Here is a 26,604-nt window from a genome sequence, read left to right as displayed (position 1 = left end):
TAATTCACCTACTTTCGTTTGCCGAATCCGCATAATCAACAATGACAAGGGTAATATTATCTTCTCCCCCACGATCATTCGCAAGTTGAACAAGATGTTCTCCCTTTGTCTCGAGTTGTTCGTTTAATTGCAAAATCTTTCGCATATCATCCATAGCAACTTTATTTGATAATCCGTCAGAGCAAAGAAGCAGTTGATCATTTTCTTCTAACACTAATGTTTTAACATCTAATCCAACTTTTTCTTCTGTTCCAAGCGCTCGTAAAAGCAAATTCTTTTTTGGATGATACTCTGCATCCTCTTTTGAAATCTCACCATATCTAACAAGTTCATTTACAAGTGAATGGTCTTCAGTTATAAGTGAAATCTCATCATCTGATAACATGTAACATCGACTATCTCCTATGTGTCCAATTGTTACAAATCCCGCTGTACAAATCGCAACAATAACAGTAGTTCCCATACCACTACACTCTGTATGTTTCTTCGAGTATTCGTATACCCTCTCGTTAATCATCTCAACGTTTGTATGTAGCCATTCTTCGGCCTTTTTTGGTGTATCCATATTATACGTTTGTTTCCAATAATCATGGAATAGTTGAATGGCCATCGAGCTAGCAACATCGCCTGCTCGATGACCTCCCATTCCATCAGCTACAACAGCTAAAATATCTCCATCTAAATTATGAAAAACTCCTGCACTATCTTCATTATGTTGACGAACTTTCCCTTTATCCGATAGAAACACGGCTTTCATCTTGTCACCTCGTCTCTTCTTTGCGCTCCTTTGCACGCAACTGACCGCAGGCAGCATCAATATCATGACCTTGTTCACGGCGAATCGTTACATTCACTCCACGGTCTTTCAACGTTTTTTCAAATAAGAAAATTTGTTCACGTGGTGTTCTTACGTAATCGCGTTCTGGTACATAGTTTACCGGAATTAAGTTCACATGACATTTTACACCTTTTAAAAGTTGAGCCAATTCTTCGGCATGCTCAACTTGGTCGTTTTCTCCTCCAAATAAGCCATATTCAAACGTAATGCGACGCCCGGTTCTATTTACATAGTATTTAATAGCTTCCATTAAGTCAGGCAGCTTATAAGCACGGTTAATCGGCATTAATTTTGAGCGTAATTCTGTATTTGGAGCGTGCAATGAAATCGCAAAGTTAATTTGCATATCCTCTTCAGCAAACTTATAAATTTTCGGGATGATTCCACTTGTTGAAACCGTCATATGACGTGCACCAATATGAATTCCTTTTTCATGGTTAATAATGCGTAAAAACGACATTAAGTTATCGTAGTTATCAAACGGCTCTCCAATTCCCATTACAACAAGAGAACTCACGCGCTCATCTGTCTCATCAAGCGCACGTTGAACCTCTACTACTTGCGCTACGATTTCTCCAGCCTCCAGGTTTCGCTTTAAACCACCTAGTGTTGATGCACAGAATGTACAACCAATTCGGCAACCTACCTGTGTTGTTACACAAATGGAATTTCCATATTCATGTCGCATTAATACTGTTTCGATAGAATACCCATCATATAATTGGAATAAAAACTTAATTGTCCCATCAGAAGATGTTTGCTTTACTAATGTATTTAAAGTAGTAATATCAAAGGAATTCGACAATTTATCACGCAATCCTTTTGAAAGATTTGTCATATCCTCATAATTTTTTACACGCTTTTTATATAGCCAATCAAAAATTTGACCTGCGCGGAATTTCGGTTCACCTTGTTCCTTTAACCAATTTTGCATTTCATGAAGTTGTAAAGAGTAAATAGATGTTTTTTTTGTTTCTAAATCTTTCTTTTGTTTTTTTACAGTCGTTTCCATGATGCTACACCTTCTTTCTTAAACAAGCAATATAAAAGCCATCTGTTGCAAAATAATGCGGTAAAATTTGTACTTGCCCTTCATTTATATAAGGACGTAATTTTTCTGGCATGCGCTCTTTCATAGTAGTATCCCATTCAAATTCAGGATGCTCTTGTAAAAATTGCTCTATCACTTGTTCATTTTCTATTTTTTCAATTGTACACGTACTATAAACAAGGCGACCACCTGCTTTTAACAGTGGAGCTACCTTTTCTAGTATCGATAGCTGAATTGTCGACAGTCTTTCACTATCGCCTTTTTCTTTACCTAATTTAATATCAGGCTTACGTCTGATAACACCAAATCCAGAACATGGTGCGTCTACTAATATTTTGTCAAAGCTTTCGTTCGCAAAATGTTCTTGAACTTTTCTGGCATCTAGCGCCTTTGTTTCAATGTTCTCTAATTCTAGACGCTTCGCCTGTTGCTGAATTAGACGAACTTTATGCGGATGTAAATCCAGCGACGTTACCTGACCAGTCCCCTTTAAACGCTCTGCAATGTGTGTTGTTTTCCCACCAGGCGCCGCGCAGCTATCAAGAACCATATCTCCTTCTTCGGGTTTCAAAGCACGCGCAACAAGCATAGAGCTTTCATCTTGAATAGAAAGGAAACCGTTTTTAAACGCTTCTGTATGCGCTACGTTTCCTTTTTCAATTTGGATAGCATCTTCTGATAAATCACCACGTTTTGCTTGTACACCCTCACGTTCTAGCAAAGCAATCGCTTCTTCTACCGTTATTTTATCAACATTCACACGTGCTGTCGGTACCGGCGGAACCATATTTACTTCGCACATTTTTTGCGCTGTTTCTAAATCGTATGCTGATACCCACTCTTGTACAAGCCACTCTGGATGACTCGTTGCAACAGAAACTCGCTCTACAGGATTTTGTATCTCCTCTAAAGATGGCACACCTTCACGTTGAATCGAACGGAGTACCCCGTTTACCATCCCTGCAATTCCTTTATGACCACGACGTTTTGCAATCTCAACAGCCTCATGAATCGCCGCTCTTTCTGGGACGCGATCTAAATATAGCATTTGATATAAAGATAAGCGAAGTAATATTTTTACCCACGCTTCAACTTTTTTTCTTAAAAATGGTTGTAAATAATAGTCAAGTGTATCACGACGTTGAATCGTTCCATAGACAATCTCAGTTAACAAACCAATATCTTTTCTATCAATCGCACTTTTTTCAATCAAATTATTTAAAAGTAAGTTGCTATAAGCGCCACTTTTCTCTACTTGAATTAGACCATCAAGAGCTAACTCACGAACATTTTGTCTCATGCGTCTTCTCCTAACTTCGTACCAATTTCAGGTTTTGTTCCACGTAAAAATTGTGAACAACTCATGCGCTTTTTACCAGATGGTTGTAATTCAGTAATTTTAACACCTGTTTCATTTCCTGTTGCCACAACGAAACCATCTTCTTCAATTGCTACAATAGAACCAGCTTCAGCCTGTACTGTTACAGGAACTTTTTCGCCCCACCATACTTTTACAACTTGCCCTGCTAAAGTTGTATAAGCAACTGGCCACGGATTTAAACCACGAATGTGATTGTAAACCTCTTCTCCTGTTTTCATCCAATCAATCTTTTCTTGCTCACGTTTAATATTGTAAGCGAATGTTACTTCATCCTCATTTTGTTTAATCGGTTCTAATTTTCCTTGTATTAAAAGCGGAACTGTTTTTGATAATAAGTGCGCTCCAGCCTCACTTAATTTATCAAATAATGAACCAGTTGTTTCACGTTCTTCGATTTCCACTTCTACTTGCGTTAAAATATCACCAGCATCTAATTTTTCCACCATATACATAATTGTGATACCTGTTTTTTCTTTTCCCTGCATGATGGAGTAATGAATTGGTGCACCGCCGCGAAGTTCTGGAAGTAATGAAGCATGAACATTAATACATCCATACTTTGGTGCTTCTAAAATTTCGTTTGGTACAATTTGTCCGAACGCAGCTGTCACAATTAAATCCGGCTCTAATGCCAATACTTTTTCATATTCGTCTTTTTCACGAATTTTTAACGGCTGTAACACCGGAATACCATGTTTTTCCGCTTCCACCTTAACAGGTGTTGGTGTCATAACCTTTTTTCTTCCCACTGGACGATCCGGCTGCGTTACAACACCAATTACATCATATCCATCTTCAATAAGACGACGAAGCACCGGTACAGAAAAGTCCGGTGTTCCCATAAATACTACTTTTATCATTCAAAAACCGCTCCTTTTACATCTCTTCTAATTCATTTTCCTCATAATATCTCGTCACTTTTGATGTAAATAACACACCATGTAAATGGTCGATTTCATGTTGGATTGCGCGTGCTAAAAAATCATCTGCCTCTAATAAAAAGATTTTACCACGACGATTTTGTGCACGTACTTTAATATACTCTGCACGCTCCACTTCACCATAAAGTCCCGGAAAGCTTAAGCAGCCTTCGGGACCTACTTGTTCACCACGTTTTTCTAAAATAACTGGATTAATCAGTTCGATTTTTCCCGTATCATCACCAATATCAACAACTGCCACTTGCAAACTTACGCCGACTTGTGGTGCCGCTAAACCAACACCATCTGCAACTAACATTGTTTCATGCATATCTTTTAACAAATTCACTAACTTTTTATCAAAGTTCATTACCCGTTCACATGGGGTTTCTAACACTTCATCTGGATGCTTTACAATTTCTAAAACTGCCATATTTTCCTCCGCTACATTAACATTGTTGGATTAAAGTCGATTGAGATCTGCAAATCTTTTTGCATTTCTGCTTGATAATGTTCATTTACCATTTTGAGCACGTACTTTAAGTTTGGTTCCCGCTTGTATTTTATCATGCATTGGTATCGATATCTATCTTTTATCCTTGGAATTGCTGAAGCAACCGGTCCTAGCACCATTGTTTGCCGCGAGCAATGCGTTCGTAAATAACCGACAATTTTTTCCGTTACTTGCACTGCTTTTAATAACTCTGGATGCGAAACGGTTACAAGTGCGACATAGTAGTATGGCGGGTATTGCCTCGTTTTTCTCATTTGCATTTCTTGTTCAAAAAATACATCGTACTGCTGATTCTTTGCTAGTTCTACGCTATAGTGTTCTGGCGTATACGTTTGAATTACTACTTCTCCTGGTAATTCATGTCGACCTGCACGTCCACTCACCTGTGTCAATAACTGATACGTTTTCTCGCTTGCTCGAAAATCTGGTAAATGTAGCATCGTATCAGCTGTTAAGACACCAACAAGTGTAACCTTTGGAAAATCAAGCCCTTTAGCGATCATCTGTGTTCCAAGTAAGATATCAGCTTTCTCTTCACCGAAGGCTTTTAATAACTTTTCGTGCATTCCTTTGCGACTCGTTGTATCAACATCCATACGGATAACCCGCGCCTCTGGAAATAACTTTGTAATTTCTTCTTCTACCTTTTGTGTTCCTGTCCCAAAGAAACGAATATACGAACTATTACAAGCAGGACAAGCAGTTGGCATACTTTCCTCATAACTGCAATAGTGACATTTTAAACGATGATTCATTTTATGATAGGTGAGTGATATATCACAGTGTGGACATTGCACGACATAACCACAATCACGACACATGACAAACGTTGAATGGCCTCTTCGATTTAAAAAAAGAACCATTTGTTCTTTCTTTTCTAACCGATCCGCTATTTTCTCATGAAGTAATTTTGAAAACATAGAACGATTTCCATCACGCAGTTCCTCACGCATATCAACAATTTCTACTGTCGGCAACGCTTGTTCATTCATACGCTTTTGCATGGTTAGTAGCTCATAAACACCTTTTTTCGCTCTAGCAAATGATTCGAGAGTCGGCGTTGCACTGCCGAGCACGATTGGACAATTATGATATTGCCCTCGCCAAATCGCAACATCCCTGGCATGATATTTCGGATTATCTTCTTGTTTATAACTTGACTCATGTTCTTCATCAATAATAATAATTCCTAAGTTTTCAAATGGAGCAAAAATAGCGGAGCGTGCTCCAACAACAACTTTTACTTCTTTTCGTAAAATTTTCCGCCATTCATCATATTTTTCCCCAACAGAAAGCGCACTATGAAGAACCGCAACTTGCGAACCAAAACGTCCTTTAAATCGATCTACCATTTGCGGTGTTAACGCAATTTCTGGAACAAGTACAATCGCCTCTTTTCCCTTTTTCAACACCGCAGCAATGGATTGCAAATACACTTCTGTTTTACCGCTTCCTGTAACACCATATAGTAAAAATGGATTATATGTTTCATTTGTAATGGATGACAAGATGGGCGTAATCACTTGATTTTGTTCATCTGTGAGCGGAAATGGCTTTGTCTGTTCAAAAGCCTCATCGTCATATGGGTTACGATATACTTCAATGTACTGTTCTAAAAGCAACCCTTTTTTCACAAGCGACTTTACCGGTGCATCTGTTATTTGTAGTTCTTCTGTTAATGTTTTTAATGGCACACTGTGATAATTTTCTACAAAGTAATACAGTACATCTTGTTGCTTTTTACTTTTCAGCTCAAAGGCAGCTGCCTCTAATTGTTCCTGTGGCAATTCTGGCTGAATCACCCTTTGTTTCTTCTTTTGCACCTTATCTTTTACTTTATAGATGACTTCAATAGTGCCGTTTGTTATCTCTTTTTGAACCATGCGATACATATGTGAGTGCGTAGCAATTTCTTCCCAATCTATCGCTTCTTTCCCTTGAAACAAATCACGAATTTCCGGCGCCACTGCAGCTGTTTTATGGAGCTGTAGCCGTTTTTTATAAGTCGCTTTTATCGCAGCTGGAAGCATAACTTGAAAAGCTGAAATCATATAACATAATGTTTCATCCGTCAGCCAAAAACCAAGTTGTAATAATTCTTCATTTAAAACTGGCGTAACATCTAGTATTTCATGCAATGCTTTTAACTTTTTGCTTTCCACATCGACTGAATCTTTTATTTCAATAATAAAGCCTTGTAATTTCCGTGGACCAAACGGAACGACTACACGCATACCTGTTTGTACAATATCTTCCCATTTCTTAGGGATAACATAGTCAAACGGGCGATCTGTTTGACGTGCCGGTACATCAACGATTACACTTGCAAATTTCATACACGATCCTCTTCTAACATCGCTTTAATTTGCATTAAAATTTCACGTGCAACTTCTTTCTTTGTTAAAAGAGGTAATCGAATAACTTCTCCATCTTTTCTATACATTGTTACAATATTCGTATCCGTACCGAATCCTGCACCTTGTGCTTTCACATCATTTGCAACAATCATATTTGCATTTTTTTCACGCAATTTTTTCGTTGCATATTCTTCTATATTTGTCGTTTCAGCAGCAAAACCGATTAGGAGTTGATGCTCTTTTTTCTCACCGAGTGTTTTCAAAATATCGATTGTTCTTTCTAACTCAATGACTGCATCGCCACTTTTCTTTTTCATCTTCTGATTATGCACAATTTTCGGGCGATAGTCTGCTACTGCAGCTGTTTTAATAACAACATCCATAGATCCATAATGTTGCATTACAGCTTCTAACATATCTTGTGCAGATTCTACTTGCACAGTTGTTACATTTACAGGTGGTGCTATTGCAGTTGGACCTGAAACAAGTATTACATCCGCTCCTAAGTTAGCAGCAACTTCCGCTAGCGCATACCCCATTTTCCCTGAAGAAAAGTTCGTCATAAAACGTACTGGATCAATTTTTTCACGAGTTGGGCCAGCAGTTACTAAAATTTTCTTTCCCTTTAATGGTTTATGTTCTGAAAACGCTTCTTGTAATCGAGCGATAATTGTTTCTGGTTCTTCTAATCGACCTTTCGCAACATATCCACATGCTAAAAAGCCTTCTCCAGGCTCAATAAATGTATATCCCAACGCTTTTAACGTCATCATATTCTTTTGGACAATTTTATTTTCATACATATGCACATTCATAGCAGGTGCAATCCAGACTGGCGCTATAGTAGCTAACAATGTTGTTGTGATCATATCATCAGCAATACCATTTGCTAATTTTCCGATACAATTCGCTGTTGCTGGTGCAATAAGCACAACGTCCGCCCAATCCGCTAAATCAATATGAGCGATAACTGCAGAATCTTTTTCATCAAACGTATCCGTGTATACATCATGGCGAGAAAGCGCTTGAAATGTAAGAGGTGTAACAAATTTCATCGCCGATTCACTCATCATTACTTTTACAAGTGCTCCTGCTTGTGTTAATTTACTCGTTAACGCAGCCGCTTTAAAAACAGCAATGCCTCCTGTTACACATAGAAGTATCTTTTTCCCTTTTAGCATATGACTCGTCCTCTTTCTTTTTCAAACTTATTCTGCTGAAATGTATTCATTCCAGCTCGTCAGTGCTAGTATTTCATTAAACAAAAACCTATTTCTTTTAGCTCTATCGTAAAAAAATAACAACCTACTTGTAAATAGGTTGTTACCGTTACATAGAAAAGTATAAAGTCTATGTTTTCATTTGTCGAAGAGAATGCCTTACTCAGATACTTTCTCTTCGCTTGGTACATACTTTAATGCTTCCGCATCGATTTCTTCCAACGCTTTACCTACACATTTATGAGAAACAGGATTTTCAACAACACAGTTGTTAGCCATTTGCATTTCACGAGCGCGTTTTGCCGCTACTGTTACTAATGTATATTTAGAGTCGATTTTTTTTAGCAATGAATCAATTGATGGATTTAACATATTATATACCCTCCGTCATTTCTTTATAATATTTCGCTACTCTGTCGCGGCGGCAATGTTCACCAACCACAATAGCTTTAATGCGTTCACAAGCAAGTTCTACTTTATCATTTTCTACTACATAGTCATAAGCGTCCATCATCTCGATTTCTTCTTTTGCTACAGTTAAACGATTTTCAATAACATCTTCAGTCTCTGTACCGCGACCAACGATGCGATTCTTAAGCTCTGATAAGCTTGGAGGAGCTAAGAAAATAAATACCCCTTCTGGGAAAGCTTTCTTTACTTGAATTGCTCCTTGTACTTCAATTTCTAAGAATACATCTTTTCCTTCTTGCAATGTTTTTTCAACATAATCGATTGGTGTTCCATAGTAATTCCCAACGAACTCTGCCCACTCAAGCAGCTTTTCGTTACGAATCATTTCTTCAAACTCTTCTCTCTCTTTAAAGAAATAATCCACACCATCTACTTCACCTTCACGCGGTTTACGTGTCGTTACTGAAATAGAGTATTGAAATCTTGTATCTTCATGGCTGAACAACTCTTTTCGAACTGTCCCTTTCCCAACGCCAGAAGGTCCTGAAAGAACGATGAGCAACCCTCTTCTACTTCTCATAAATATGTAAAACCTACCCTTCCTCACTTAAATCTTCTTTATTATTTAAACGATGTGCAATCGTCTCTGGCTGAATTGGGCTTAGTACAATATGCCCATCATCCATAACAATAACCGCCCTTGTTTTTCTCCCATACGTAGCATCTAGTAACACGTTATGTTCACGCGCTTCCTGCACCGTTCGTTTAATAGGAGCTGACTCCGGACTTACAATTGCAATAATTCGATGAGCAGATACAATATTCCCATATCCAATATTTAAAAACCGCATGGCCATAGTTTGCGCCTCCTAGTAAGTCTATCCGATTTCCCCACCACGTATAACTTTATATATTTTTTGACAGCTACTCAATATTTTGTACCTGTTCACGAATTTTTTCAAGGTTATTTTTCATTTCTACAACATATTTTGAAATTGTTAAGTCGTTTGCCTTAGAACCGATTGTGTTAATTTCCCGATGCATCTCTTGTACAATGAAATCCATTTTTCTACCAACAGGCTCCTCGATCTCAAGGGCTTCATGAAATTGAGCTAAATGACTTTGCAAGCGAACCAATTCTTCATGAATATCCGAGCGCTCCGCAAACATCGCTACCTCTGTCAGCAACCTTTGTTCATCTAACTCATGATTATGTAATTCTTTTAAGCGATTTTCCAATCGTTCACGATATTTTTGAGTAACAATTGGTGCATGCGGAATAATCGCATTTACACAATCGTGTATCTCTTGTAAACGATACGCCATATCTTTATGTAATCGTTCTCCTTCGCCATCTCTCATCGTTTTTAACGTACGAGCAGCTTGGCGAACAGCTTCATATAAATTTTGTTCAAATTGTTCATTTACATTTTCCATTTCTTCAATCGCCGTTACTTCTGGCATTGCCATTAATTGTTGAAGTGTAATGGAATCTTGTAATTGAAATTTCGTTTTCACGTCTTCCATAATGGATTTATACTGCTTGAGAAGCGGCCAATTCACACTTAACTTTCTTTCAACAAGCCCTTCCCCTGTAATAATAATGGACACTTCAATACGCCCGCGGCGAACTTGTTCTGCAATTAACTTACGAATTTTGTCCTCAAAAACCATCATTTGTTTCGGAAGTCGAATGTTCATCTCTAAAAAACGATGGTTCACTGACTTCATTTCTACTGTAATTTGAAAAGCATCATTTTCCACTTTCGCTCTTCCAAATCCTGTCATACTAGAAATCATCTTTATCACATCCACACCATGAAATAACTCAATGAAAAAGGTAATAGAGATGCAACTCTACTACCTTTTGTAAATTATATCACATTTTCATATCATTGACTATTTCAAGTTTATGCCTCTCTTATACAATATCGGCTTCTTCTTCTCCTTTTTCCCTGTCAATAAAGAGCCAACTAATAAAAATGTTGGAATGGACGATAAACCAACGATTAATAACCAATCTCTCGCTTGAATTGGCATTGTGCTAAAAATCGGTTGCAATGGTGGATAATAAATAACCACAAGCATTAATAACACTGAAATAATAACTGCTCCAACCAAATATATATTCCCAAAAGGATTACGATGGAATATAGAGTGTTCACTGCGGCAGTCAAATACATGAATAAGCTGTGCTAAAACTAGTGTAGCAAAAGCTACTGTTTGCGCATATTTCAATTCATTTGGATGCTGATTAAATGCAATAATAAATGCCAGCAAGGTTACAATACCAATTAAAAAGCCTCTACTCACAATTTTCCAAGCCAACCCTCTTGCAAACACCCCTTCTTTCGGATGCCGTGGATTTCTTCTCATCACATCTCCCTCAGCTGCATCTAACCCTAGTGCCATTGCTGGTAAACCATCTGTTACTAAATTCACCCATAAAATTTGAATTGGAACCATCGGAAGTGGTAAAGCAAGCATCATCGCAAATAACATAACTAAAATCTCTCCAACATTTGATGCTAATAAATACCGAATGAACTTCCGAATATTCTCATATATATTTCGTCCCTCTTTAATTGCCGATTTAATCGTAGCAAAGTTATCATCTAGCAAAACAAGAGAGGAAGCTTCTTTAGCTACATCCGTTCCTGTAATTCCCATCGCTATCCCAATATCAGCTGTTTTAATAGCAGGAGCGTCATTCACTCCATCACCTGTCATCGCCACAATATGATCTTTATTTTGAAGAGCTTTTACAATTTTTAATTTATGTTCAGGAGATACACGTGCAAATACATAGGTATCTTCTACAATATCCTCTAGTTCATCTACAGACATATTTGCTAATTCTACACCTTCTATAACGCGGCCATTCGGTGGTAAAACCCCTAACTGCTCCGCAATTGCCATCGCTGTTACTTTATGGTCTCCTGTAATCATTACCGTTTTAATACCAGCCTCTTTACACTCTTTTACGGCCTGTTTCACTTCTGGTCTTGGCGGGTCTATCATTCCTTGTATCCCGACAAGCATGAAATCTTTTTCTACTTCTCTTTCATGTTCAATTGAATCTGTTACTTTTAAAGCCCTAAATGCAACAGCAATCGTTCGAAGCGCTTGACTCCCAAGGTTATGAATTGCCGCTTGCACTTCTTTACGATATAACTCACTTAAAGGTTGCTGTTTATCCCCCCATAAAATTGTTTGGCTCATTTGCAAAAGAACATCAGGTGCCCCTTTTGTGACTACAAATTTTTTACCATCGCGATCACGAACGATTACGCTCATCATTTTTCGTGTGGAATCAAAAGGGAGTTCATGAATAATTTCAAACTTCTCTTTTAAAGCTTCTCGGGATATTCCTGCTTTCATCGCCGCTGCAACGAGCGCACCTTCTGTCGGATCTCCATCTAGGACATATGTTTTTTTCTTTTTTACAATGCTCGCGTTATTGCATAAACACCCAAATGTTAATAATTGATATAACGCCCTTGTAGATTCCGGATTAACCTTCTGCTCACCTTTCATAAATGATCCAGTAGGCTCGTAGCCTTGCCCGGTTACATGCCATGTTTCGCCACCTGACCACATATGTGTTACCATCATTTTATTTTGTGTCATCGTACCCGTTTTGTCCGAACAAATAACAGAAGCACATCCTAAAGTTTCTACTGCTGGTAATTTTCGAACAATCGCTCTCTTTTTAATCATGCGCTGTACACCAAGTGACAATGCGACCGTAACAATCGCTGGTAATCCTTCTGGAATTGCTGCAACAGCAAGTGACACACCCGCTAAGAACATATGATACACTTCATTCCCTTGATACACTCCAGCTAGTACAACAAGTGCTGTTAAAATAAGGGCAACAATGATTAGAATCTTCCCAAGTTGTTCTAATCTTCTTTGCAGCGGTGTTTCCATTTGCTCTGCATTTTGTAACAGATTTGCAATCTGCCCCATAGCCGTGTTCATCCCTGTAGCTACTACTACTCCGGCCCCGGAACCCCTTGTTATCATCGTCCCCATAAATGCCATATTTTTTTGATCACCAATCGCAACATTTTGACCGCTTAATGCTTCCACTTTCTTTTGAACAGGTACAGATTCTCCCGTTAAAGCCGATTCCTCGATATATAAACTCGATGCTTCAACAAGACGAATATCAGCACCAATACGGTCGCCGCTAGAAAATTTAATGATATCCCCAAGGACAAGTGCTTTAGATGGTATTTTCATCCATTTTCCATTTCGTAAAACCGTTACTTGCGGGGCAGCTAATTCTTTCAAAGCCTCCAATGATTTTTCTGCTTTTCTTTCTTGAAAAAAACCAAGAACACCATTGATAATAACAATTGCGACAATTGCAATCGAATCAATATACTCTCCTAAAAAAGCTGAAATGATTGTCGCACCAAACAAAACAAGTACCATAAAATCTTTAAACTGCGCCAAAAATACAAGAAGTGCAGAAGGCCGCTTTGCTTCTTGTAATTCATTTGGCCCTAGCTTCTTTAAGCGCCCTTCCGCTTCTTGCTCTGACAGTCCTACCTTCACATTCGTATTCGTTCTTTCTTCCACTTCATGTGCACGCATTTCATACCAATTCATCTCGCTATCGACCTCCTGATTGCAGACATGCTCTAATGAAAGCTTATTCAGCCCCGTCCAAAAAAATGCTATAATTAACATTTAGTTAGAAAGGAGTGTTCATAATGGCATTCGATGGATTATTTACAAAAGCGATTACACATGAAATTGCAAATTCTCTTCAAACAGGAAGAATTTCAAAAATATATCAACCCTCAAAATATGAGGTTTTGTTACATATTCGAGCAAACGGAAAAAATCAAAAATTACTTATTTCCGCACACCCTACATACGCACGTATGCATCTTACAAATCAAAGTTATGATTCACCAGCATTACCACCAATGTTTTGCATGCTTCTTCGCAAACATTTAGAAGGTGGATTTATTGAGAAAATTGAACAAATCGATTTAGAACGTATCATTCAAATTACCGTTCGAAGCCGTAACGAGATTGGGGACGAATCGTTAAAAACATTAGTGATTGAAATAATGGGTCGTCACAGCAATATTATTTTAGTAGACGCGAAAACAAATATCATTTTAGATAGCTTAAAGCACGTTTCTTTAGCGGTAAATCGGCATCGTACTGTATATGCTGGCGCTGAATATGTTGCACCACCAGCACAGCATAAAATTAATCCCTTGCAGATTGAAACACAAGATGAGTTTATTAGGCCACTAGACTTTTTAGCAGGAAATATGGATAAACAACTTGTTGGGGCCTTTATGGGGATTTCTCCGCTATTTGCAAAAGAAGTTGTAAAGAAAGCTGTTATGGTAAATGAACATGCATTATCAGAAGCGTTTTTCACATTACAAAAACCAATGCAAGCGCATCAATATGAACCAACAATGATAACGGCAAATGGAAAAGAGTTCTTTTATCTCTTCCCTCTTACACATTTAAAAGGGGATAATAAAACATTCTTATCTGTAAGTGAATTATTAGATCGATTCTTCTTTGGAAAGGCTGAACGCGATCGTGTAAAACAACAAGCACATGATTTAGAACGATTTATGCACAATGAAAAAGCAAAAAATGAAAAGAAATTAATTAAATTACAAAAAACACTACAAGATGCTGGGAAAGCTGATAAATATCAATTATTCGGTGAACTTCTTACAGCTAACATGTATGCATTAAAAAAAGGTGACAAAGAAATTGAGGTTGTCAACTACTACGATGAAAATGGCGGAACAGTAAAAATTACATTAGATCCACTGAAAACACCGTCAGAAAACGCACAACGTTATTTCCAAAAGTATCAAAAAGCGAAAAATTCTGTCGCAATCGTAAAAGAACAAATTGAAAAAACAAATGAAGAAATCCTTTACTTTGATAGCCTACTTCAACAAATGGAGGCTGCTTCTTCAAAAGATATCGAGGAGATTCGCGAAGAATTAGCTGAAGAAGGTTATATGCGTAACCGTAAGTCGAAGAATACAAAGAAAAAAACATCAAAACCGATATTAGATAAATATATCTCTACCGATGGAACAGAAATTTTAGTCGGTAAAAATAATAAACAAAATGACTATTTAACAACCAAATTTGCACGTCGTGATGAAATTTGGTTACATACAAAAGATATTCCTGGTTCTCACGTTGTTATTCGCTCATTAGAACCAACTGAAGAGACTTTATTAGAAGCTGCTAAACTCGCTGCTTATTACAGTAAAGCAAAAGATTCTAGTTCTGTTCCTGTAGATTTCACAAAAATTCGCCATGTAAAAAAACCAAGCGGTGCTAAACTTGGGTTTGTGACATATGATAATCAACAAACATTGTATGTAACACCAGATGCTGATACGGTGATGAAATTAAAAGCTTAAAACAAAAAGAGGTAATAACGATATTAATTAAATCGTTATTACCTTTTTTTATACCTATCACTTAATAAAAACTATTTTTCACAAAAAAGTTATTGAGCAATTAAAAATATATCGTGTTAAAAAGTTTATACCCTAGATTTTCATGTCAAAAAAATGTAGACACATATAATTTTATATGTCTACATTTTTTGACAGTGTATTCATTACTAAGTATCTTCCCTCATAAAGTGAAGCTTTAATCAGTAGGAGGTTTTCTTCATCCCCACTGATTATTAGCCCTCACCAATCGGGTGCCCGACCCCCACCTATCTTCTTTACTTTTGTTGAATTTTACAGTGGGGGTCTTATTGCCCACGAACAGCTAGATTGAGAATATTGGCATAATTATTGCTTTATATAGACAATGAAAAGGAGGAATCAAAATGACTACTAGAATCAAAAAAATTCAAGAACAACTAACCGAATATGGAATAGACGGATTACTCATTACGAAAAAGGAAAATCGCCAGTATGCAACTGGATTTACAGGTAGTGCTGGAGTCGTATTACTATCTGCAACTGAAGCTGTATTCATTACAGATTTCCGCTATGTCGATCAAGCAAAAACACAGGTACAAGAAACTGAAATCATTATGCATAAAGGAAACATAGAACAAGAGATTGCAAATCAGACAACTAGATTAAACATCCAAAGACTAGGCATCGAAGAAAACAATATGACCTTAAAACAGTATAGTTCGTTAAAAAAATATACAAACATCAAACTTGTACAAGTAAGTGAACTAGTAGAAACAATCCGTTCCATTAAGGAAGAGTCTGAAATCGAAACAATTAAAGTTGCAGCACGTATGGCCGATGAAGCATTTCAACATATAACAGGATTTCTAAAACCCGGTGTATCTGAATTTGATGTCCGGGATGAATTAGAGTTTTTTATGCGAAAACAAGGGGCCTCTTCCTCATCATTTAACATTATCGTAGCTTCTGGAGTCCGTTCTTCTCTTCCCCACGGCGTTGCCACAAATAAGATGATTGAAAACGGAGATATGGTTACATTAGATTTCGGTGCACTTTACAATGGGTATTGCTCTGATTTAACACGTACTATTGCGATTGGAAGTTACTCCAAAGAATTCGAAAAAATATATAGTATTGTATTAGAAGCATTAAAACGAGGAACCAAAGCAATCCGGCCTGGTGAATCCGCAAAAACGATTGATGATGTGACAAGAAATTACATTACAGATAACGGCTACGGTGAATACTTTGGCCATTCTACCGGCCATGGCGTTGGATTAGAACTTCATGAACCACTTCGATTATCACAAGAAAGTAAAGCTACTTTACAAGAAGGAATGGTTGTTACTGTCGAACCAGGTATTTATATTCCAAACTGGGGTGGCTGTAGGATTGAAGATGATATTGTCATTACAAAAGATGGGCATGAAGTAATTACAAAGGCAAATAGAGACCTTATTGTTATTGGTTAATAACCACAAACTTGATTCATATACGCTCCTAAAAAAGAATTTCTTTCTACATATAGAAACCCTTCTATAAAGAAATTATTTATTGGGAGGAATTTCTATTGAATTTCGTAATTGATAAGATTGACGGATTAAACACAGAGTTCTCAAAACTTGTTTCTATGATGAATTATACTCGCTATACAACTATGCAAGCTGTACAAGACTTAACAATTGAAGAACTCGATTATTTGCACGATGATTAGGCAAACTCGATTGGTATGCTTTTGTACCATATGGCTGCAGTCGAGTTTTATTATCAAATTCATACCTTTGAAGATCGCGAGCCAACAGAAGCTGAATTAGAACGCTGGTTACCAGGAGTTGAATTGGGTGATCTTGTGGACGTCAAACGATTAAAAATCACCCTATAGACTACTACATAGATATGTTACAAGAAGTTCGCGATAAAACGATTGCAACGTTTCAATCACTACCAGATGAATGGCTATATAAAACCACAACGTTTTGGCACGACAAACCTGCAAATAACTACTTCAAATGGTTCTATGTATTCGAGGATGAGCTGAGTCATCGCGGGCAAATTCGTTTAATTAAAAAAATGCAAAAAACTCATTCTGTAAAATAATAAAAAGTGCTATCTCTTAGCGAGGTAGCACTTTTTTATGTTTTAGATACGTCATCACCTAATAATAATTTTTTATTCACTTTTGTAACAATCATTCCCACAATACCTAAGATTATAAGTAAATATACTAATCTAGCAAAAGATAGCCACCCTTGAAAAATTGGCATCATATCCATTTGTCTACCGCCTTCCAACAATATGAATAGCACTGTAGCTATTAAAATGACAAACTCAATTCCTAAAACGATCTTCTTTTTTCGGGTGTATGCTCTAAATTCATCCCAACAATATAATACAGCAAAAATAAAACCCACTGCATAAATAGTGTCGATCCAATCACTTTCAATAAAATACTTTAAAATAAGTCCTATAGCAAAGCATCCCATAAGACCGTAAAAAGCTATTTTCTCCTTCATATATTCCATCTCTCTATCTAGTAATAAAACCGTATAATATTTTATCCACTTTCAGGATTATTTGTATTATATCATCCACTTTCACCTTGTAAGTGCAGTACATGAAATTGTTATATTTTCTTTCTCTACGTACTCACACACTCCCACTCTCTTCATACACTAAACTACCCGAACGCCTAAAGGATGTGAGCAAAATGGGAGTAGAATTAACACTTCTGCACGCCCTCTATATTCTTTGTTTACTTACAATTATCACCTTTTTTATTCTTCGAAAAGATACGACAATCATTTGTATTGTTTTTTATCTTTTTACTAGCTCTAACCGCAACACATTCCATTCCTCTTGCCGTTAGCGAGATTTTTCAAAGTTTTATCTATGCCATTACCGAACTACTACCAACTATTTTAATCATCTCTATTATTATTTCAATGAGCAATTTACTCGTGCATACTGGTTCTGTTGAATCAACTGAACCAGCTAAAGTTCTTACTTCTATTACTCCTCGCACAAAAAAATGGTTAGCAATTTGTAAAGTAGATCCATTCGAACTTGCTAGACGCAATTTTATACCGGTCGTTATCGGGTTAATTGTCACTACAATTGTCGCGATGTTTCTTTTATAACCGTAGACAAGTTTTCTTTGCTTACTGTTTTCCTTTGCGAACTGTTGAAATATACTGATTCCCAAAAGGGATTTCAAACCATCTGTCAAAATTATATTAAGAGAACAATTAGTTTAAAACGTTTAAAAGAAACATATTACTTCTTAAGAAAAGGGGACATAACCATGAGTGAATTGATTTTCTTCTTATTTATTTGTCCATTACTTATTTTTATTGTTTCAGTACTTGGGACACGTAGAACAAGAACGTATTACGTAATGCCAATTGTAACGTTTGCTATTTTTCTTATATTAGGAGTTATATTGTTTCCCCCTTCATTTTTCTTTTGGGTTGGCATGTATAGCATCTTCTCATTTATCGTTTCTTATATAACTTTATTATTTGTAAAGGGGTATGAAGCTGTGGAGGGAAAATAGTAATATCTTTTATTTAAGAAATTTAACGATTCTGTTTGAAAATGTACCTCTCATCTTCAAAATCATTCTCTTTATCTTTTTTAAATAGCCTTTTTAATTTATCAAACAATCTTCCCCCCCACCTAAAGATAATGATATATAAGTTTTCGTTTTCTTAGCTTGATGACAATGGGGTAACACAACATGCCCATCAACTTAAGACATTTTATAATTCATAAATATTTAAAGATGAAGTTACCGCTCAGAGAAAAATTTGATAAAGTTTTTAATAATATTCTTCCTTATCGCAATAATTATATTTTATAAAGCTGGGTCCTGCCACATCGCTATCAAGCTAGTATTTTGAAATGTCCCCACAACGAAAAAAATGAAAGCTGTATTCCCATGCAACTATGAAGAGATAAAATTTTCGTTTTGAGGAAACTTCAGTAACGTTCAATTCGTCTTGTAAGCTCTTTTCAATATATTCAATTGAGTTTTGTATTCTTTCAAAATGATTCATTCCTCAATACCACAGTATATTCATATTTTATAATTCAAACAAAATATTTTTTGGTAATTTGCGCTAATTCTACCTTTATATTGTAACCTATACTCTGTGCCTCTTTATGAATTTTAAGTGCATTTAAAAAGATGGCTTTCCTTTAACGCAAGGAAAGCCATCTTTTAATTTTCATAAGTTATCTTTTTACCATTGTTTCCATCTTATGCAAACTTATGAATACTTTGATTAGGGATCTGTATGAACTATTTAAGGGCGCAACACATTTGTACCAGAGCCAATAATCGTATACATGTGCTTTCAGATAGATAAGTAATGTTTATGAACACATAAAAAAAGAAGAGAATTTTTATAATTCTCTTCCTTTTTAAGTAGGGAAACTTTTATGTTCTTTAGTTGTTCAGTTCATTGAAAAATGCTGTAAAATTTACCCTTTCTATTATCTACTCTTGAAAATTAAGGTTCTTATTCGTCTTTTGAAGTAGCTCCCTATCTTCATCAAGCAAAAAATAAAAACATCCCAAAAACGAAATTTTTTTTCGTTTTTGGGATGCAAATGTATTTTAACTTAATGGCATTTTAGATTACCCATTATACATGCATTTTTGATAAATTATCCTCTAACAAACTAGAATTATAATTAGGTGCTAGTACGATATTTGTATATGTTCCTATACCCGAAAGGTACTTATACCTATGCTTGAAACCCGCTGGAATAAAAACAGATGCAGGACTCTCAATGATTTGAGACTCTCCCTCAATTTCCACTTCACATACGAGGCCTGTACCATCTATTTTATTCCCCCAGAAGATAAAGGCACTATCACAATGATGTGCGTGAATATCTACATGTCCTTCTAAGTTATCATCCATATGCGCACCATAGAATACACGCTGTATCACATAAAATGAAGCCCGTTCATCCGTTCTATAATCCATCTGCACCCACCGCTCTCCTGGACCATCGCGATGATATAAAAGCTCAGATGCTCCCTTTACAAATGGTTTACTAACTCGGAGAGACTTTGAAAGCCTTGGCCCTTTTCTTTCTATGCATTTTTGTTGAATGTTCCTTACTCTTCCTATCATTTCAGGCTGAATACCCTCGTATGCTGAGTCATTCTGCTGAACAGCTTTTTTATGATAAGGTGCCGTATGAGTAAATATGTTCTTTCCAATAATCGGTCTCCAATGATCTACTTTACAACCAGTAGCTAATTGAAGAGATTGAGTCAATTCAGGAATCATCTGTAGTTTAAAGTACTGAAGATTACGCTTTTGAGATAAAAATACTGATAAATTTAGCAAGTCAACAATCCCAGCACGTTCACCTATTCCGCACAATGTAGTATCAATGACAGATGCCCCTGAATCGATTGCAGCAAGAGCATTTGCCATGGCTAGTCCTAAATCATTATGAAGGTGAACTTCAATCTCACAAGGGAATGTCTCAACAGATTTCTTCACGATTGTCGCACACTGACTTGGTTCCCAAATTCCTACAGTGTCTGCTAAACTGATTCGGTCTGCTCCAGCTACATGTGCAACCTGTCCAATGTAGGCGATATCTTCCCATTCAGTTCGCGAAGCATCTTCAATAGTAAAACGGATTTTCATCCCTAAAGATTTTGCTTCTTCAATAGCTTGTTTCACTTGATTAATAACGTAGTCTTTTGATCTATTGGTGTACTTTGTTTGTAAAGAAATGGGGTTAATAGACGCCCAGATTCCTATCCAATCGGCACCAGCACGATAAGCCGCATGAACTTCTTCTTTTTTTGCCCGAGCATGCATAAGTATTTCAGCGTACTTTGCAGAGGCTGCAACTTCTCGGCAAATCTCTTCTTCTTCTTCAGAAATACCCGGGTGTCCAACCTCGATAAGAGTTACTCCAAAATTCTCTAACATATGGAGTAAGGTAATTTTATCTTCCTTGGAGAAACGAATACCACATTGTTGTTCTCCTTCACGTAAGGTGGCATCCAATATTGTTATACCCTTATTCATTCCTTTTTTCCTTCTTTCATTTCTATAAAGTTTAACGTTTGTTCGAATAGGCTATTACGATTCTTTTCATAAACAGCCCAGTGCGTTGCATCGGGGATTACAACTTCTTTTTTTTGTTTTGTACCTGTTAGTTTTGACATCATATTTCGGTCTGCAAACGTGTCATCTTCTCCATAAATGACAAGTACTGGAACGTTAATTTTAGATACATCATATAAAGGCTGATTTTTCCAAATGTAAAACAAATCCTCTAGTGGACCAATTGGTCGACGAATAGTTTGATTATTTTTCTTACTCATAGGATCCGAATTGATAAATACTTGTTTTACGGCATCCATTGCTTCATTTGTAACGATTGTTTTCTTTCCCATCATCATATGCCAATGATGCATTCCTTTATCAAAGTCCACCATTTGATAGGCTGATGCTTCAGGATTAAATTGATTAGGTTGTAATGGATTTTCAAGAGATTTTGTCATCATAGGAAGTGTGAATCCATGCATATACCCATATAAAATAAGTTTATTAATATCTTGAGGATGGGATATTGCATAATTTCCAGCGACAACACCTCCATATGACCATCCTATTATATGAATCTTTTTCACATTTCTTTTCTTTTGGATCCACTTTACAACTGTTTCTAGATCCTTAGTTGCATCATTCAGATGAATAACCGGACGATTTTGGGAAGGAGGATCTGACATTTCTTTAGGGCGAGAAGAATGACCAAACCCTCGAAAATCCATGGCCCAAGTATCATACCCTTTTTTGGCATACTCATCCATCCACGAATATTTTGGTACATCAAATGCTTGAGCTGTAGGTACACTAAATGGTTCTAAAAATAAGACAATTTCATCGGATTTATACTGTTTTTTATTATTTAAGTTTTTATGAAGCAAAAATAATTTTTCTTCTCCTTGCTGAATTTCTAATTCTTGTTTTACTACTTTAGGAGTCTGAGCATTTTGAGAAGTTTCTTTTATATTAGAACAACCAGACATAAGCATTATAAAAAAAATCCCTACTAAACTAATATGTGTCCATTTTATCTTCATTTAGAATGTCCCTTTCATTTCATAGAAATAATAGCTATTATTCCAGCCGCAATAATTAATCCGGCTGCTAAACCTTTTGTAAATAATACGGCAACAAGAGTCCCTATTAAGACACCTAACAATATCGTAGGATTCATAGATAGAATTCCTACACCTTTCCCTCCTATGTATGACACAGTGAAACCTGCAAGAATGGACCCTAATCCCATAGGGGAAGCAATTAATTTTACTACGTTTTCGTTTGTAATCTTCCCTGATGCAATTGGAATTAAAAAGAATAACATAAGAAAGAAAATACCAATTTGAAAAGAGTATTGTTGAATAAAATGTAATAAAGTTTTTTGTCCAACAGCAAGTAAAATTCCTAATAAGCAAGCCGCACCAGCTAGTGCATAATCCTTTATAAGCAGGGCGAGTATTACAATTATTCCAAGTAACAAAAAAGGAAGCATAATCTTTTCTCTCATCTATAGTGTGGTATAGTCCCAACTACCATTTTCCGGTATAGAGACTTGTACCATATTCTGGTTTGCAAGGTTAATTTGAATTAAATTTGGACTTATTACAGGTCTTAACTCTTCTCGATTTATCATAAATTTAAATGCTTCAAAGCTTGCTAAAATGCCTACTATATTCGCAACGGGAGACAATACAGCCCATGGACGATCTTTTTGTACATAACTGCTTGCCCATTTCTCATCCGCGCCATATGTAACGGAATGAAGAGCACGTCCATCTTTTAATTCATGAATTTTATTTTGCATTTCTGGTGTTAGCTCTTGTTGATAAGACGGATATCCTAACGCAATTTCATAGGGCGTAGAGTTAGGAGTTAAAGACATCACGCCACCTCTAAAGGGGGGTGTAACCGCAATCCAAATAGAAGGGATTCCTAGTTTCTGAGCTGTACGATGGATAATTACTCTCGCTACTAAATTGTCAGTTGCATCTATAATGACATCTGCATTCGTTAGAAGTTCTAATGCATTGTCCTCGGTAACAAATTCTTTTGTTATCTCTATTTGTAATAATGGATTAATGTCTTGCAAAACTTCTAAAGCGACCTCTGCTTTTTGCTGTCCTAATTTACTGATGGAACTTAGCATTTGTCGATTGATATTGCTTGCTTCAAATACATCTTGATCAATAACATGTAAAGAACCTACACCCATTCGTGCCAATTGAATGAGTGTAATTCCTCCTACTCCCCCTGCTCCAACTACAGTAACGCGAGCATTTTTTAATTTTTCTTGCTCCTCTACAGAAATGACGCCAATATTTCGCGTGAAACTTTCTTCATATATATTTTGTGTATTTTTATTTTTTGTTAACAAATTATTTTCCTCCTTACAGTGTTGTATAATCCCAACCATCTTTTGGTGCATTTTTTACTTGGACGGGGTTCTGGCTATTTACATCAATAACAATCCCTTTTGGAGCTCTCGCTAACGGTTCACGACCAGTTAACACTTGGATTGCTTCATGAAAGCTAAATAATGACAATAGATGGGCACGCATCGGCGTGATAATCCATCCTGCTTTTCCATCACAAAAATCTTGTGCCCACTCTTTTGGTGCCCCTTTTTCTACAGAATACCAAGCTCGACTTTTCTTTATATCCGCAATTTGTTGTCTTAATTCGTAATTTGTTAATTTGCCTCCTACAATAGATACATTCAATGCTTCCTCATAAGGAATTCCAGTTGGAAAAAATGTAGAAACAAATCCTCTTGTGGGAGGACTACCTGACATCCCCACACTTGGTATACCTAATTCTCTAGCAGTTCTATGTATAATAACTCTTGAAGGCATATCATCTACGGCTTCTACTACAATATCGTGCCCTTTTATAAGTTCGATTACATTATCTTCATCTACTCTTGTTTGTATAAAGTTTGTTGATATATAGGGATGTATATCTTTTACAACCTGTTCTGCAACTTTTGCTTTTGGTTCACCTATAACACTAGAAAGTGCTAACATTTGTCTGTTAATATTAGATATTTCAAATTCATCTGGATCAACGCCTGTAATATGCCCAATCCCCATCCGAGAGAAGAGAATTGCTTCATATCCACCTACACCCCCTAATCCAAAAATAATAACCTTCTTATTTCGAAGACATTCTTGTTCCTGTTCAGAATACACACCAATATTCTTCTTAACCATTTCCCAATAATATGAATCCATATCCATTTTGAAGTCTCCTTTATATGTAGTAACCATTTCAAAAAAATAATTCCTGTATATAAAAATAGCCTAGAAGTATGTCTTTTTTGTGTGCTATTTGTAAAAAAATAGAAAAATATTCGATTCTTATTTTTTTAACAAATGAATATCTCTCCATTTATCCCGCATTAATGGGCAGTAATACTCCCACCTCAAAATTCTACGAAAGCAAAGAAGTTAAGTGGGAGATACACTGCCCATAAAAGCCCAATTGGTTCAACTAATAATCAGTGGGAGATGGAGAAAACCCCCACTGATTAAAGTTTCACTTTATTAAAGAACTAAATAAATATAGCAATTTTTTTTAGTTAACAGAAGATGTCTTCCGTTAACTTGTTAAACTTAATATATATAATAGATACTTTTTACGGAACACAATTGAAGAAAGAAGAATGATGATGGATTTTAAAACTTGGTTAAAAAATGAAGAAAAACGAACGGAAATCGCACCGTTACGAAAAGAAAACGATTTTTGATGTTTTGGGTGTTATGTATTGTAAGATGTTACAAATACGAAAATCCACATAAAAATAAAAAAAAACCATTAAATAGTTTTTTGTCATGCCCATTTTTAGTGTATTCATAGAGAATCAATAAAAATGCACTACCATATTACCTTTTAGTATGCTTAGCTTGATAGCGATGTGTCGGGACCTCATCTAGAATAATTGTTAGAATTACCAGGATAAGAGGATATTTATCTAACCATATTTTCTATAAAAAACACGACCGCGTTTCCCCCGCGGTCGTGTTTTTTATAATTAGGCTGTAATCCAAGCCTCGTCAGCTGGATTTTTACGCCATTCTTGTAATTTTTTTGTTTCAGCTTGTCCGATCATACCTTTTTCTGCTGCCACTTCAGTTAATGCACTGTAGTCGCTTAGAGAATATGATGCTACGTTTGCTGCTGCTAGTTTTTCTTTTCCTGCTTCAAGCTCATACGTGAAGATTGATACGATTCCTAATACTTCACAGCCAGCTTCGCGAAGTGCTTCTACACAAGTAATTGCACTGCCGCCAGTTGAAATTAAGTCTTCTACTACTACTACTTTTTGACCTTTTTCTGCTTTTCCTTCAATCTGGTTCCCTTTACCATGACCTTTTGCTTTACTACGTACATAGCACATTGGTAAATCCATACGATCACTTACCCATGCAGCGTGCGCAATACCAGCAGTTGCTGTTCCTGCAATAACTTCTACAGTTGGGAAGTGTTCTTCGATTAACTTCTCTAATCCTGCCGCAATCGCTTGGCGTACTTTTGGATATGATAACGTTAAACGATTATCACAATAAATTGGTGATTTCATACCAGAAGACCAGGTAAATGGATCATTTGGTTGTAAAAATACTGCGCCAATTTCTAATAGATGAGATGCGATTTCTTTTTTCATATTGTTACACCTTCCCACTGTTGTTTTACGGTTTTATACGCTTCAAGCGGATTTTCTGCCTTTGTAATACTACGTCCCACTACAATGTAACTTGAACCAAGTTCACGTGCACGCTTTGGCGTTGCTACGCGTACTTGATCATTAACATCATCGCTTGCAAGACGAATCCCCGGTGTTACTGTTACAAATGCAGGTCCGCATACTTCACGTAACTTTGGTACTTCTAGTGTCGAACATACAACACCATCAAGTCCACTTTCTTTCGTTAATTTTGCATAATGAGCAACCGCTTCTTCTAACGTTTTCTCAATACCAATCTCTTTTTTCATCATAGCTTCCGAAGTGCTTGTTAGTTGTGTAACTGCAATACAAATCGGTCTCTCTTTTCCTTCTCGCTTACCTTCCACTAATCCCTCAACCGCAGCTTTCATCATGCTACTTCCCCCAGCAGCATGAACATTTACCATATCAACATCTAGACTAGCTAGGCTGCGCATAGCGCTTTTTACTGTATTCGGAATATCATGGAGCTTTAAATCTAGAAAAATTTGATGCCCTTTTTCTTTTAAGTACGTAATGATAGCAGGTCCCTCTTTATAGAATAGCTCCATACCAACTTTGACAAATAACTGTTCCCCTTCAAAGTGGCTTAAAAACTGTTCTACCTCTGCCTTACCTGGAAAATCCAGTGCAACGATTAAAGACTGTGACATG

Annotated in this window: 23 protein-coding genes and 2 pseudogenes; 5 read left to right on the top strand and 20 right to left on the bottom strand. The window is 36.6% G+C overall.

What is annotated here, in order from left to right; translation table 11 throughout:
• Positions 1-4: 4 nt before the first annotated feature.
• The 12 genes from C568_RS0104960 to C568_RS0104905 all read right to left on the bottom strand — a co-directional run bounded on the left by C568_RS0104960 (position 5) and on the right by C568_RS0104905 (position 13,312).
• Entirely contained in the window at positions 5-757 is a 753-nt protein-coding gene (locus C568_RS0104960; RefSeq protein ID WP_003199663.1) for a Stp1/IreP family PP2C-type Ser/Thr phosphatase, read from the bottom strand.
• 4 nt (positions 758-761) lie between these two features.
• Positions 762-1,850, bottom strand: a complete 1,089-nt coding sequence (gene rlmN / locus C568_RS0104955) for a 23S rRNA (adenine(2503)-C(2))-methyltransferase RlmN (RefSeq protein WP_003199662.1) — start codon at positions 1,848-1,850, stop codon at positions 762-764.
• 4 nt (positions 1,851-1,854) lie between these two features.
• Positions 1,855-3,189, bottom strand: a complete 1,335-nt coding sequence (gene rsmB / locus C568_RS0104950; RefSeq protein WP_018780920.1) for a 16S rRNA (cytosine(967)-C(5))-methyltransferase RsmB — start codon at positions 3,187-3,189, stop codon at positions 1,855-1,857.
• Complete coding sequence (fmt, locus tag C568_RS0104945; protein WP_003199658.1) at positions 3,186-4,130, bottom strand: methionyl-tRNA formyltransferase; 945 nt, start codon at positions 4,128-4,130, stop codon at positions 3,186-3,188. The genes rsmB and fmt overlap by 4 nt, the downstream gene beginning before the upstream one ends.
• A gap of 16 nt (positions 4,131-4,146) precedes the next feature.
• Complete coding sequence (gene def, locus C568_RS0104940) at positions 4,147-4,623, bottom strand: peptide deformylase (protein ID WP_003199655.1); 477 nt, start codon at positions 4,621-4,623, stop codon at positions 4,147-4,149.
• 11 nt (positions 4,624-4,634) lie between these two features.
• Positions 4,635-7,040: a primosomal protein N' gene (priA, locus tag C568_RS0104935; RefSeq protein WP_018780919.1), complete on the bottom strand. Its 2,406-nt coding sequence runs from the start codon at positions 7,038-7,040 to the stop codon at positions 4,635-4,637.
• A complete protein-coding gene (gene coaBC, locus C568_RS0104930; protein WP_003199652.1) occupies positions 7,037-8,242 on the bottom strand; it encodes a bifunctional phosphopantothenoylcysteine decarboxylase/phosphopantothenate--cysteine ligase CoaBC in 1,206 nt (401 codons plus the stop codon). The genes priA and coaBC overlap by 4 nt, the downstream gene beginning before the upstream one ends.
• 198 nt (positions 8,243-8,440) lie before the next feature.
• The gene (gene rpoZ, locus C568_RS0104925) at positions 8,441-8,653 is read right to left on the bottom strand and encodes a DNA-directed RNA polymerase subunit omega (RefSeq protein WP_018780918.1); all 213 of its coding nucleotides are present in this window, start codon (positions 8,651-8,653) and stop codon (positions 8,441-8,443) included.
• Position 8,654: 1 nt separating this feature from the next.
• Entirely contained in the window at positions 8,655-9,272 is a 618-nt protein-coding gene (gene gmk / locus C568_RS0104920) for a guanylate kinase (RefSeq protein ID WP_003199649.1), read from the bottom strand.
• Between the two features lie 13 nt (positions 9,273-9,285).
• A complete protein-coding gene (remA, locus tag C568_RS0104915; protein WP_001251459.1) occupies positions 9,286-9,549 on the bottom strand; it encodes an extracellular matrix/biofilm regulator RemA in 264 nt (87 codons plus the stop codon).
• A gap of 67 nt (positions 9,550-9,616) precedes the next feature.
• Positions 9,617-10,492 (bottom strand): YicC/YloC family endoribonuclease, encoded by an 876-nt coding sequence (locus tag C568_RS0104910; protein WP_003208193.1) that lies wholly within the window; start codon positions 10,490-10,492, stop codon positions 9,617-9,619.
• Positions 10,493-10,591: 99 nt separating this feature from the next.
• A complete protein-coding gene (locus C568_RS0104905; protein ID WP_018780917.1) occupies positions 10,592-13,312 on the bottom strand; it encodes a calcium-translocating P-type ATPase, SERCA-type in 2,721 nt (906 codons plus the stop codon).
• Positions 13,313-13,416: 104 nt separating this feature from the next.
• Between C568_RS0104905 and C568_RS0104900 the strand changes: the two genes are divergently transcribed.
• From C568_RS0104900 to C568_RS31725, 3 genes and pseudogenes are all read left to right on the top strand, one after another.
• On the top strand, positions 13,417-15,126 hold the full coding sequence (locus C568_RS0104900; protein WP_018780916.1) for an Rqc2 family fibronectin-binding protein: 1,710 nt from the start codon (positions 13,417-13,419) through the stop codon (positions 15,124-15,126).
• A 422-nt stretch (positions 15,127-15,548) separates the two neighbouring features.
• On the top strand, positions 15,549-16,616 hold the full coding sequence (locus C568_RS0104895) for a M24 family metallopeptidase (protein ID WP_003199637.1): 1,068 nt from the start codon (positions 15,549-15,551) through the stop codon (positions 16,614-16,616).
• Between the two features lie 98 nt (positions 16,617-16,714).
• Positions 16,715-17,241, top strand: a pseudogene (locus tag C568_RS31725) (DinB family protein).
• Positions 17,242-17,276: 35 nt separating this feature from the next.
• Here the strand turns inward: C568_RS31725 and C568_RS0104885 are convergent.
• On the bottom strand, positions 17,277-17,657 hold the full coding sequence (locus C568_RS0104885; RefSeq protein WP_018780913.1) for a YoqO family protein: 381 nt from the start codon (positions 17,655-17,657) through the stop codon (positions 17,277-17,279).
• 194 nt (positions 17,658-17,851) lie between these two features.
• Here C568_RS0104885 and C568_RS35185 point away from each other — a divergent pair.
• Both C568_RS35185 and C568_RS0104875 read left to right on the top strand, forming a co-directional pair.
• Positions 17,852-18,170: pseudogene (locus C568_RS35185) on the top strand (hypothetical protein); the annotation flags it as partial.
• Positions 18,171-18,445: 275 nt separating this feature from the next.
• Positions 18,446-18,697 carry a YbeF family protein gene (locus C568_RS0104875; protein ID WP_018780911.1) on the top strand — a complete coding sequence of 84 codons (252 nt, stop codon included), beginning with the start codon at positions 18,446-18,448 and terminating at the stop codon, positions 18,695-18,697.
• A 1,093-nt stretch (positions 18,698-19,790) separates the two neighbouring features.
• Here C568_RS0104875 and C568_RS0104865 read toward each other — a convergent pair.
• The 7 genes from C568_RS0104865 to pyrF all read right to left on the bottom strand — a co-directional run bounded on the left by C568_RS0104865 (position 19,791) and on the right by pyrF (position 26,603).
• Positions 19,791-21,206 (bottom strand): homocitrate synthase/isopropylmalate synthase family protein, encoded by a 1,416-nt coding sequence (locus C568_RS0104865; protein ID WP_018780910.1) that lies wholly within the window; start codon positions 21,204-21,206, stop codon positions 19,791-19,793.
• A complete protein-coding gene (locus C568_RS0104860) occupies positions 21,203-22,267 on the bottom strand; it encodes an alpha/beta hydrolase (protein WP_018780909.1) in 1,065 nt (354 codons plus the stop codon). Before C568_RS0104860 ends, C568_RS0104865 begins: the two co-directional genes overlap by 4 nt.
• 14 nt (positions 22,268-22,281) lie before the next feature.
• The gene (locus C568_RS0104855; RefSeq protein ID WP_018780908.1) at positions 22,282-22,719 is read right to left on the bottom strand and encodes a DUF441 family protein; all 438 of its coding nucleotides are present in this window, start codon (positions 22,717-22,719) and stop codon (positions 22,282-22,284) included.
• A gap of 15 nt (positions 22,720-22,734) precedes the next feature.
• Positions 22,735-23,601, bottom strand: coding sequence for a HesA/MoeB/ThiF family protein (locus C568_RS0104850; protein WP_003199617.1), 867 nt, complete (start codon positions 23,599-23,601; stop codon positions 22,735-22,737).
• A 13-nt stretch (positions 23,602-23,614) separates the two neighbouring features.
• A complete protein-coding gene (locus tag C568_RS0104845) occupies positions 23,615-24,463 on the bottom strand; it encodes a HesA/MoeB/ThiF family protein (RefSeq protein ID WP_018780907.1) in 849 nt (282 codons plus the stop codon).
• A 794-nt stretch (positions 24,464-25,257) separates the two neighbouring features.
• On the bottom strand, positions 25,258-25,890 hold the full coding sequence (pyrE, locus tag C568_RS0104835; RefSeq protein WP_016116008.1) for an orotate phosphoribosyltransferase: 633 nt from the start codon (positions 25,888-25,890) through the stop codon (positions 25,258-25,260).
• Positions 25,887-26,603: an orotidine-5'-phosphate decarboxylase gene (pyrF, locus tag C568_RS0104830; protein WP_003199832.1), complete on the bottom strand. Its 717-nt coding sequence runs from the start codon at positions 26,601-26,603 to the stop codon at positions 25,887-25,889. The genes pyrE and pyrF overlap by 4 nt, the downstream gene beginning before the upstream one ends.
• Between the last annotated feature and the right edge of the window lies 1 nt (position 26,604).

Source organism: Bacillus sp. 95MFCvi2.1, from assembly GCF_000374965.1.
Classification (GTDB): Bacteria; Bacillota; Bacilli; order Bacillales; family Bacillaceae_G; genus Bacillus_A; species Bacillus_A pseudomycoides.
Note: the sequence above shows the minus strand (reverse complement) of the source record. Positions and strands in the feature narration are given on the sequence as shown.

Bases quoted from the DNA above. Each gene is read 5' to 3' on its own strand.
- C568_RS0104960 (WP_003199663.1), bottom strand. From the start codon at position 757: ATGAAAGCCGTGTTTCTATCGGATAAAGGGAAAGTTCGTCAACATAAT.
- rlmN (WP_003199662.1), bottom strand. From the start codon at position 1,850: ATGGAAACGACTGTAAAAAAACAAAAGAAAGATTTAGAAACAAAAAAA.
- rsmB (WP_018780920.1), bottom strand. From the start codon at position 3,189: ATGAGACAAAATGTTCGTGAGTTAGCTCTTGATGGTCTAATTCAAGTA.
- fmt (WP_003199658.1), bottom strand. From the start codon at position 4,130: ATGATAAAAGTAGTATTTATGGGAACACCGGACTTTTCTGTACCGGTG.
- def (WP_003199655.1), bottom strand. From the start codon at position 4,623: ATGGCAGTTTTAGAAATTGTAAAGCATCCAGATGAAGTGTTAGAAACC.
- priA (WP_018780919.1), bottom strand. From the start codon at position 7,040: ATGAAATTTGCAAGTGTAATCGTTGATGTACCGGCACGTCAAACAGAT.
- coaBC (WP_003199652.1), bottom strand. From the start codon at position 8,242: ATGCTAAAAGGGAAAAAGATACTTCTATGTGTAACAGGAGGCATTGCT.
- rpoZ (WP_018780918.1), bottom strand. From the start codon at position 8,653: ATGTTAAATCCATCAATTGATTCATTGCTAAAAAAAATCGACTCTAAA.
- gmk (WP_003199649.1), bottom strand. From the start codon at position 9,272: ATGAGAAGTAGAAGAGGGTTGCTCATCGTTCTTTCAGGACCTTCTGGC.
- remA (WP_001251459.1), bottom strand. From the start codon at position 9,549: ATGGCCATGCGGTTTTTAAATATTGGATATGGGAATATTGTATCTGCT.
- C568_RS0104910 (WP_003208193.1), bottom strand. From the start codon at position 10,492: ATGATTTCTAGTATGACAGGATTTGGAAGAGCGAAAGTGGAAAATGAT.
- C568_RS0104905 (WP_018780917.1), bottom strand. From the start codon at position 13,312: ATGAATTGGTATGAAATGCGTGCACATGAAGTGGAAGAAAGAACGAAT.
- C568_RS0104900 (WP_018780916.1), top strand. From the start codon at position 13,417: ATGGCATTCGATGGATTATTTACAAAAGCGATTACACATGAAATTGCA.
- C568_RS0104895 (WP_003199637.1), top strand. From the start codon at position 15,549: ATGACTACTAGAATCAAAAAAATTCAAGAACAACTAACCGAATATGGA.
- C568_RS0104885 (WP_018780913.1), bottom strand. From the start codon at position 17,657: ATGAAGGAGAAAATAGCTTTTTACGGTCTTATGGGATGCTTTGCTATA.
- C568_RS0104875 (WP_018780911.1), top strand. From the start codon at position 18,446: ATGAGTGAATTGATTTTCTTCTTATTTATTTGTCCATTACTTATTTTT.
- C568_RS0104865 (WP_018780910.1), bottom strand. From the start codon at position 21,206: ATGAATAAGGGTATAACAATATTGGATGCCACCTTACGTGAAGGAGAA.
- C568_RS0104860 (WP_018780909.1), bottom strand. From the start codon at position 22,267: ATGAAGATAAAATGGACACATATTAGTTTAGTAGGGATTTTTTTTATA.
- C568_RS0104855 (WP_018780908.1), bottom strand. From the start codon at position 22,719: ATGCTTCCTTTTTTGTTACTTGGAATAATTGTAATACTCGCCCTGCTT.
- C568_RS0104845 (WP_018780907.1), bottom strand. From the start codon at position 24,463: ATGGATATGGATTCATATTATTGGGAAATGGTTAAGAAGAATATTGGT.
- pyrE (WP_016116008.1), bottom strand. From the start codon at position 25,890: ATGAAAAAAGAAATCGCATCTCATCTATTAGAAATTGGCGCAGTATTT.
- pyrF (WP_003199832.1), bottom strand. From the start codon at position 26,603: ATGTCACAGTCTTTAATCGTTGCACTGGATTTTCCAGGTAAGGCAGAG.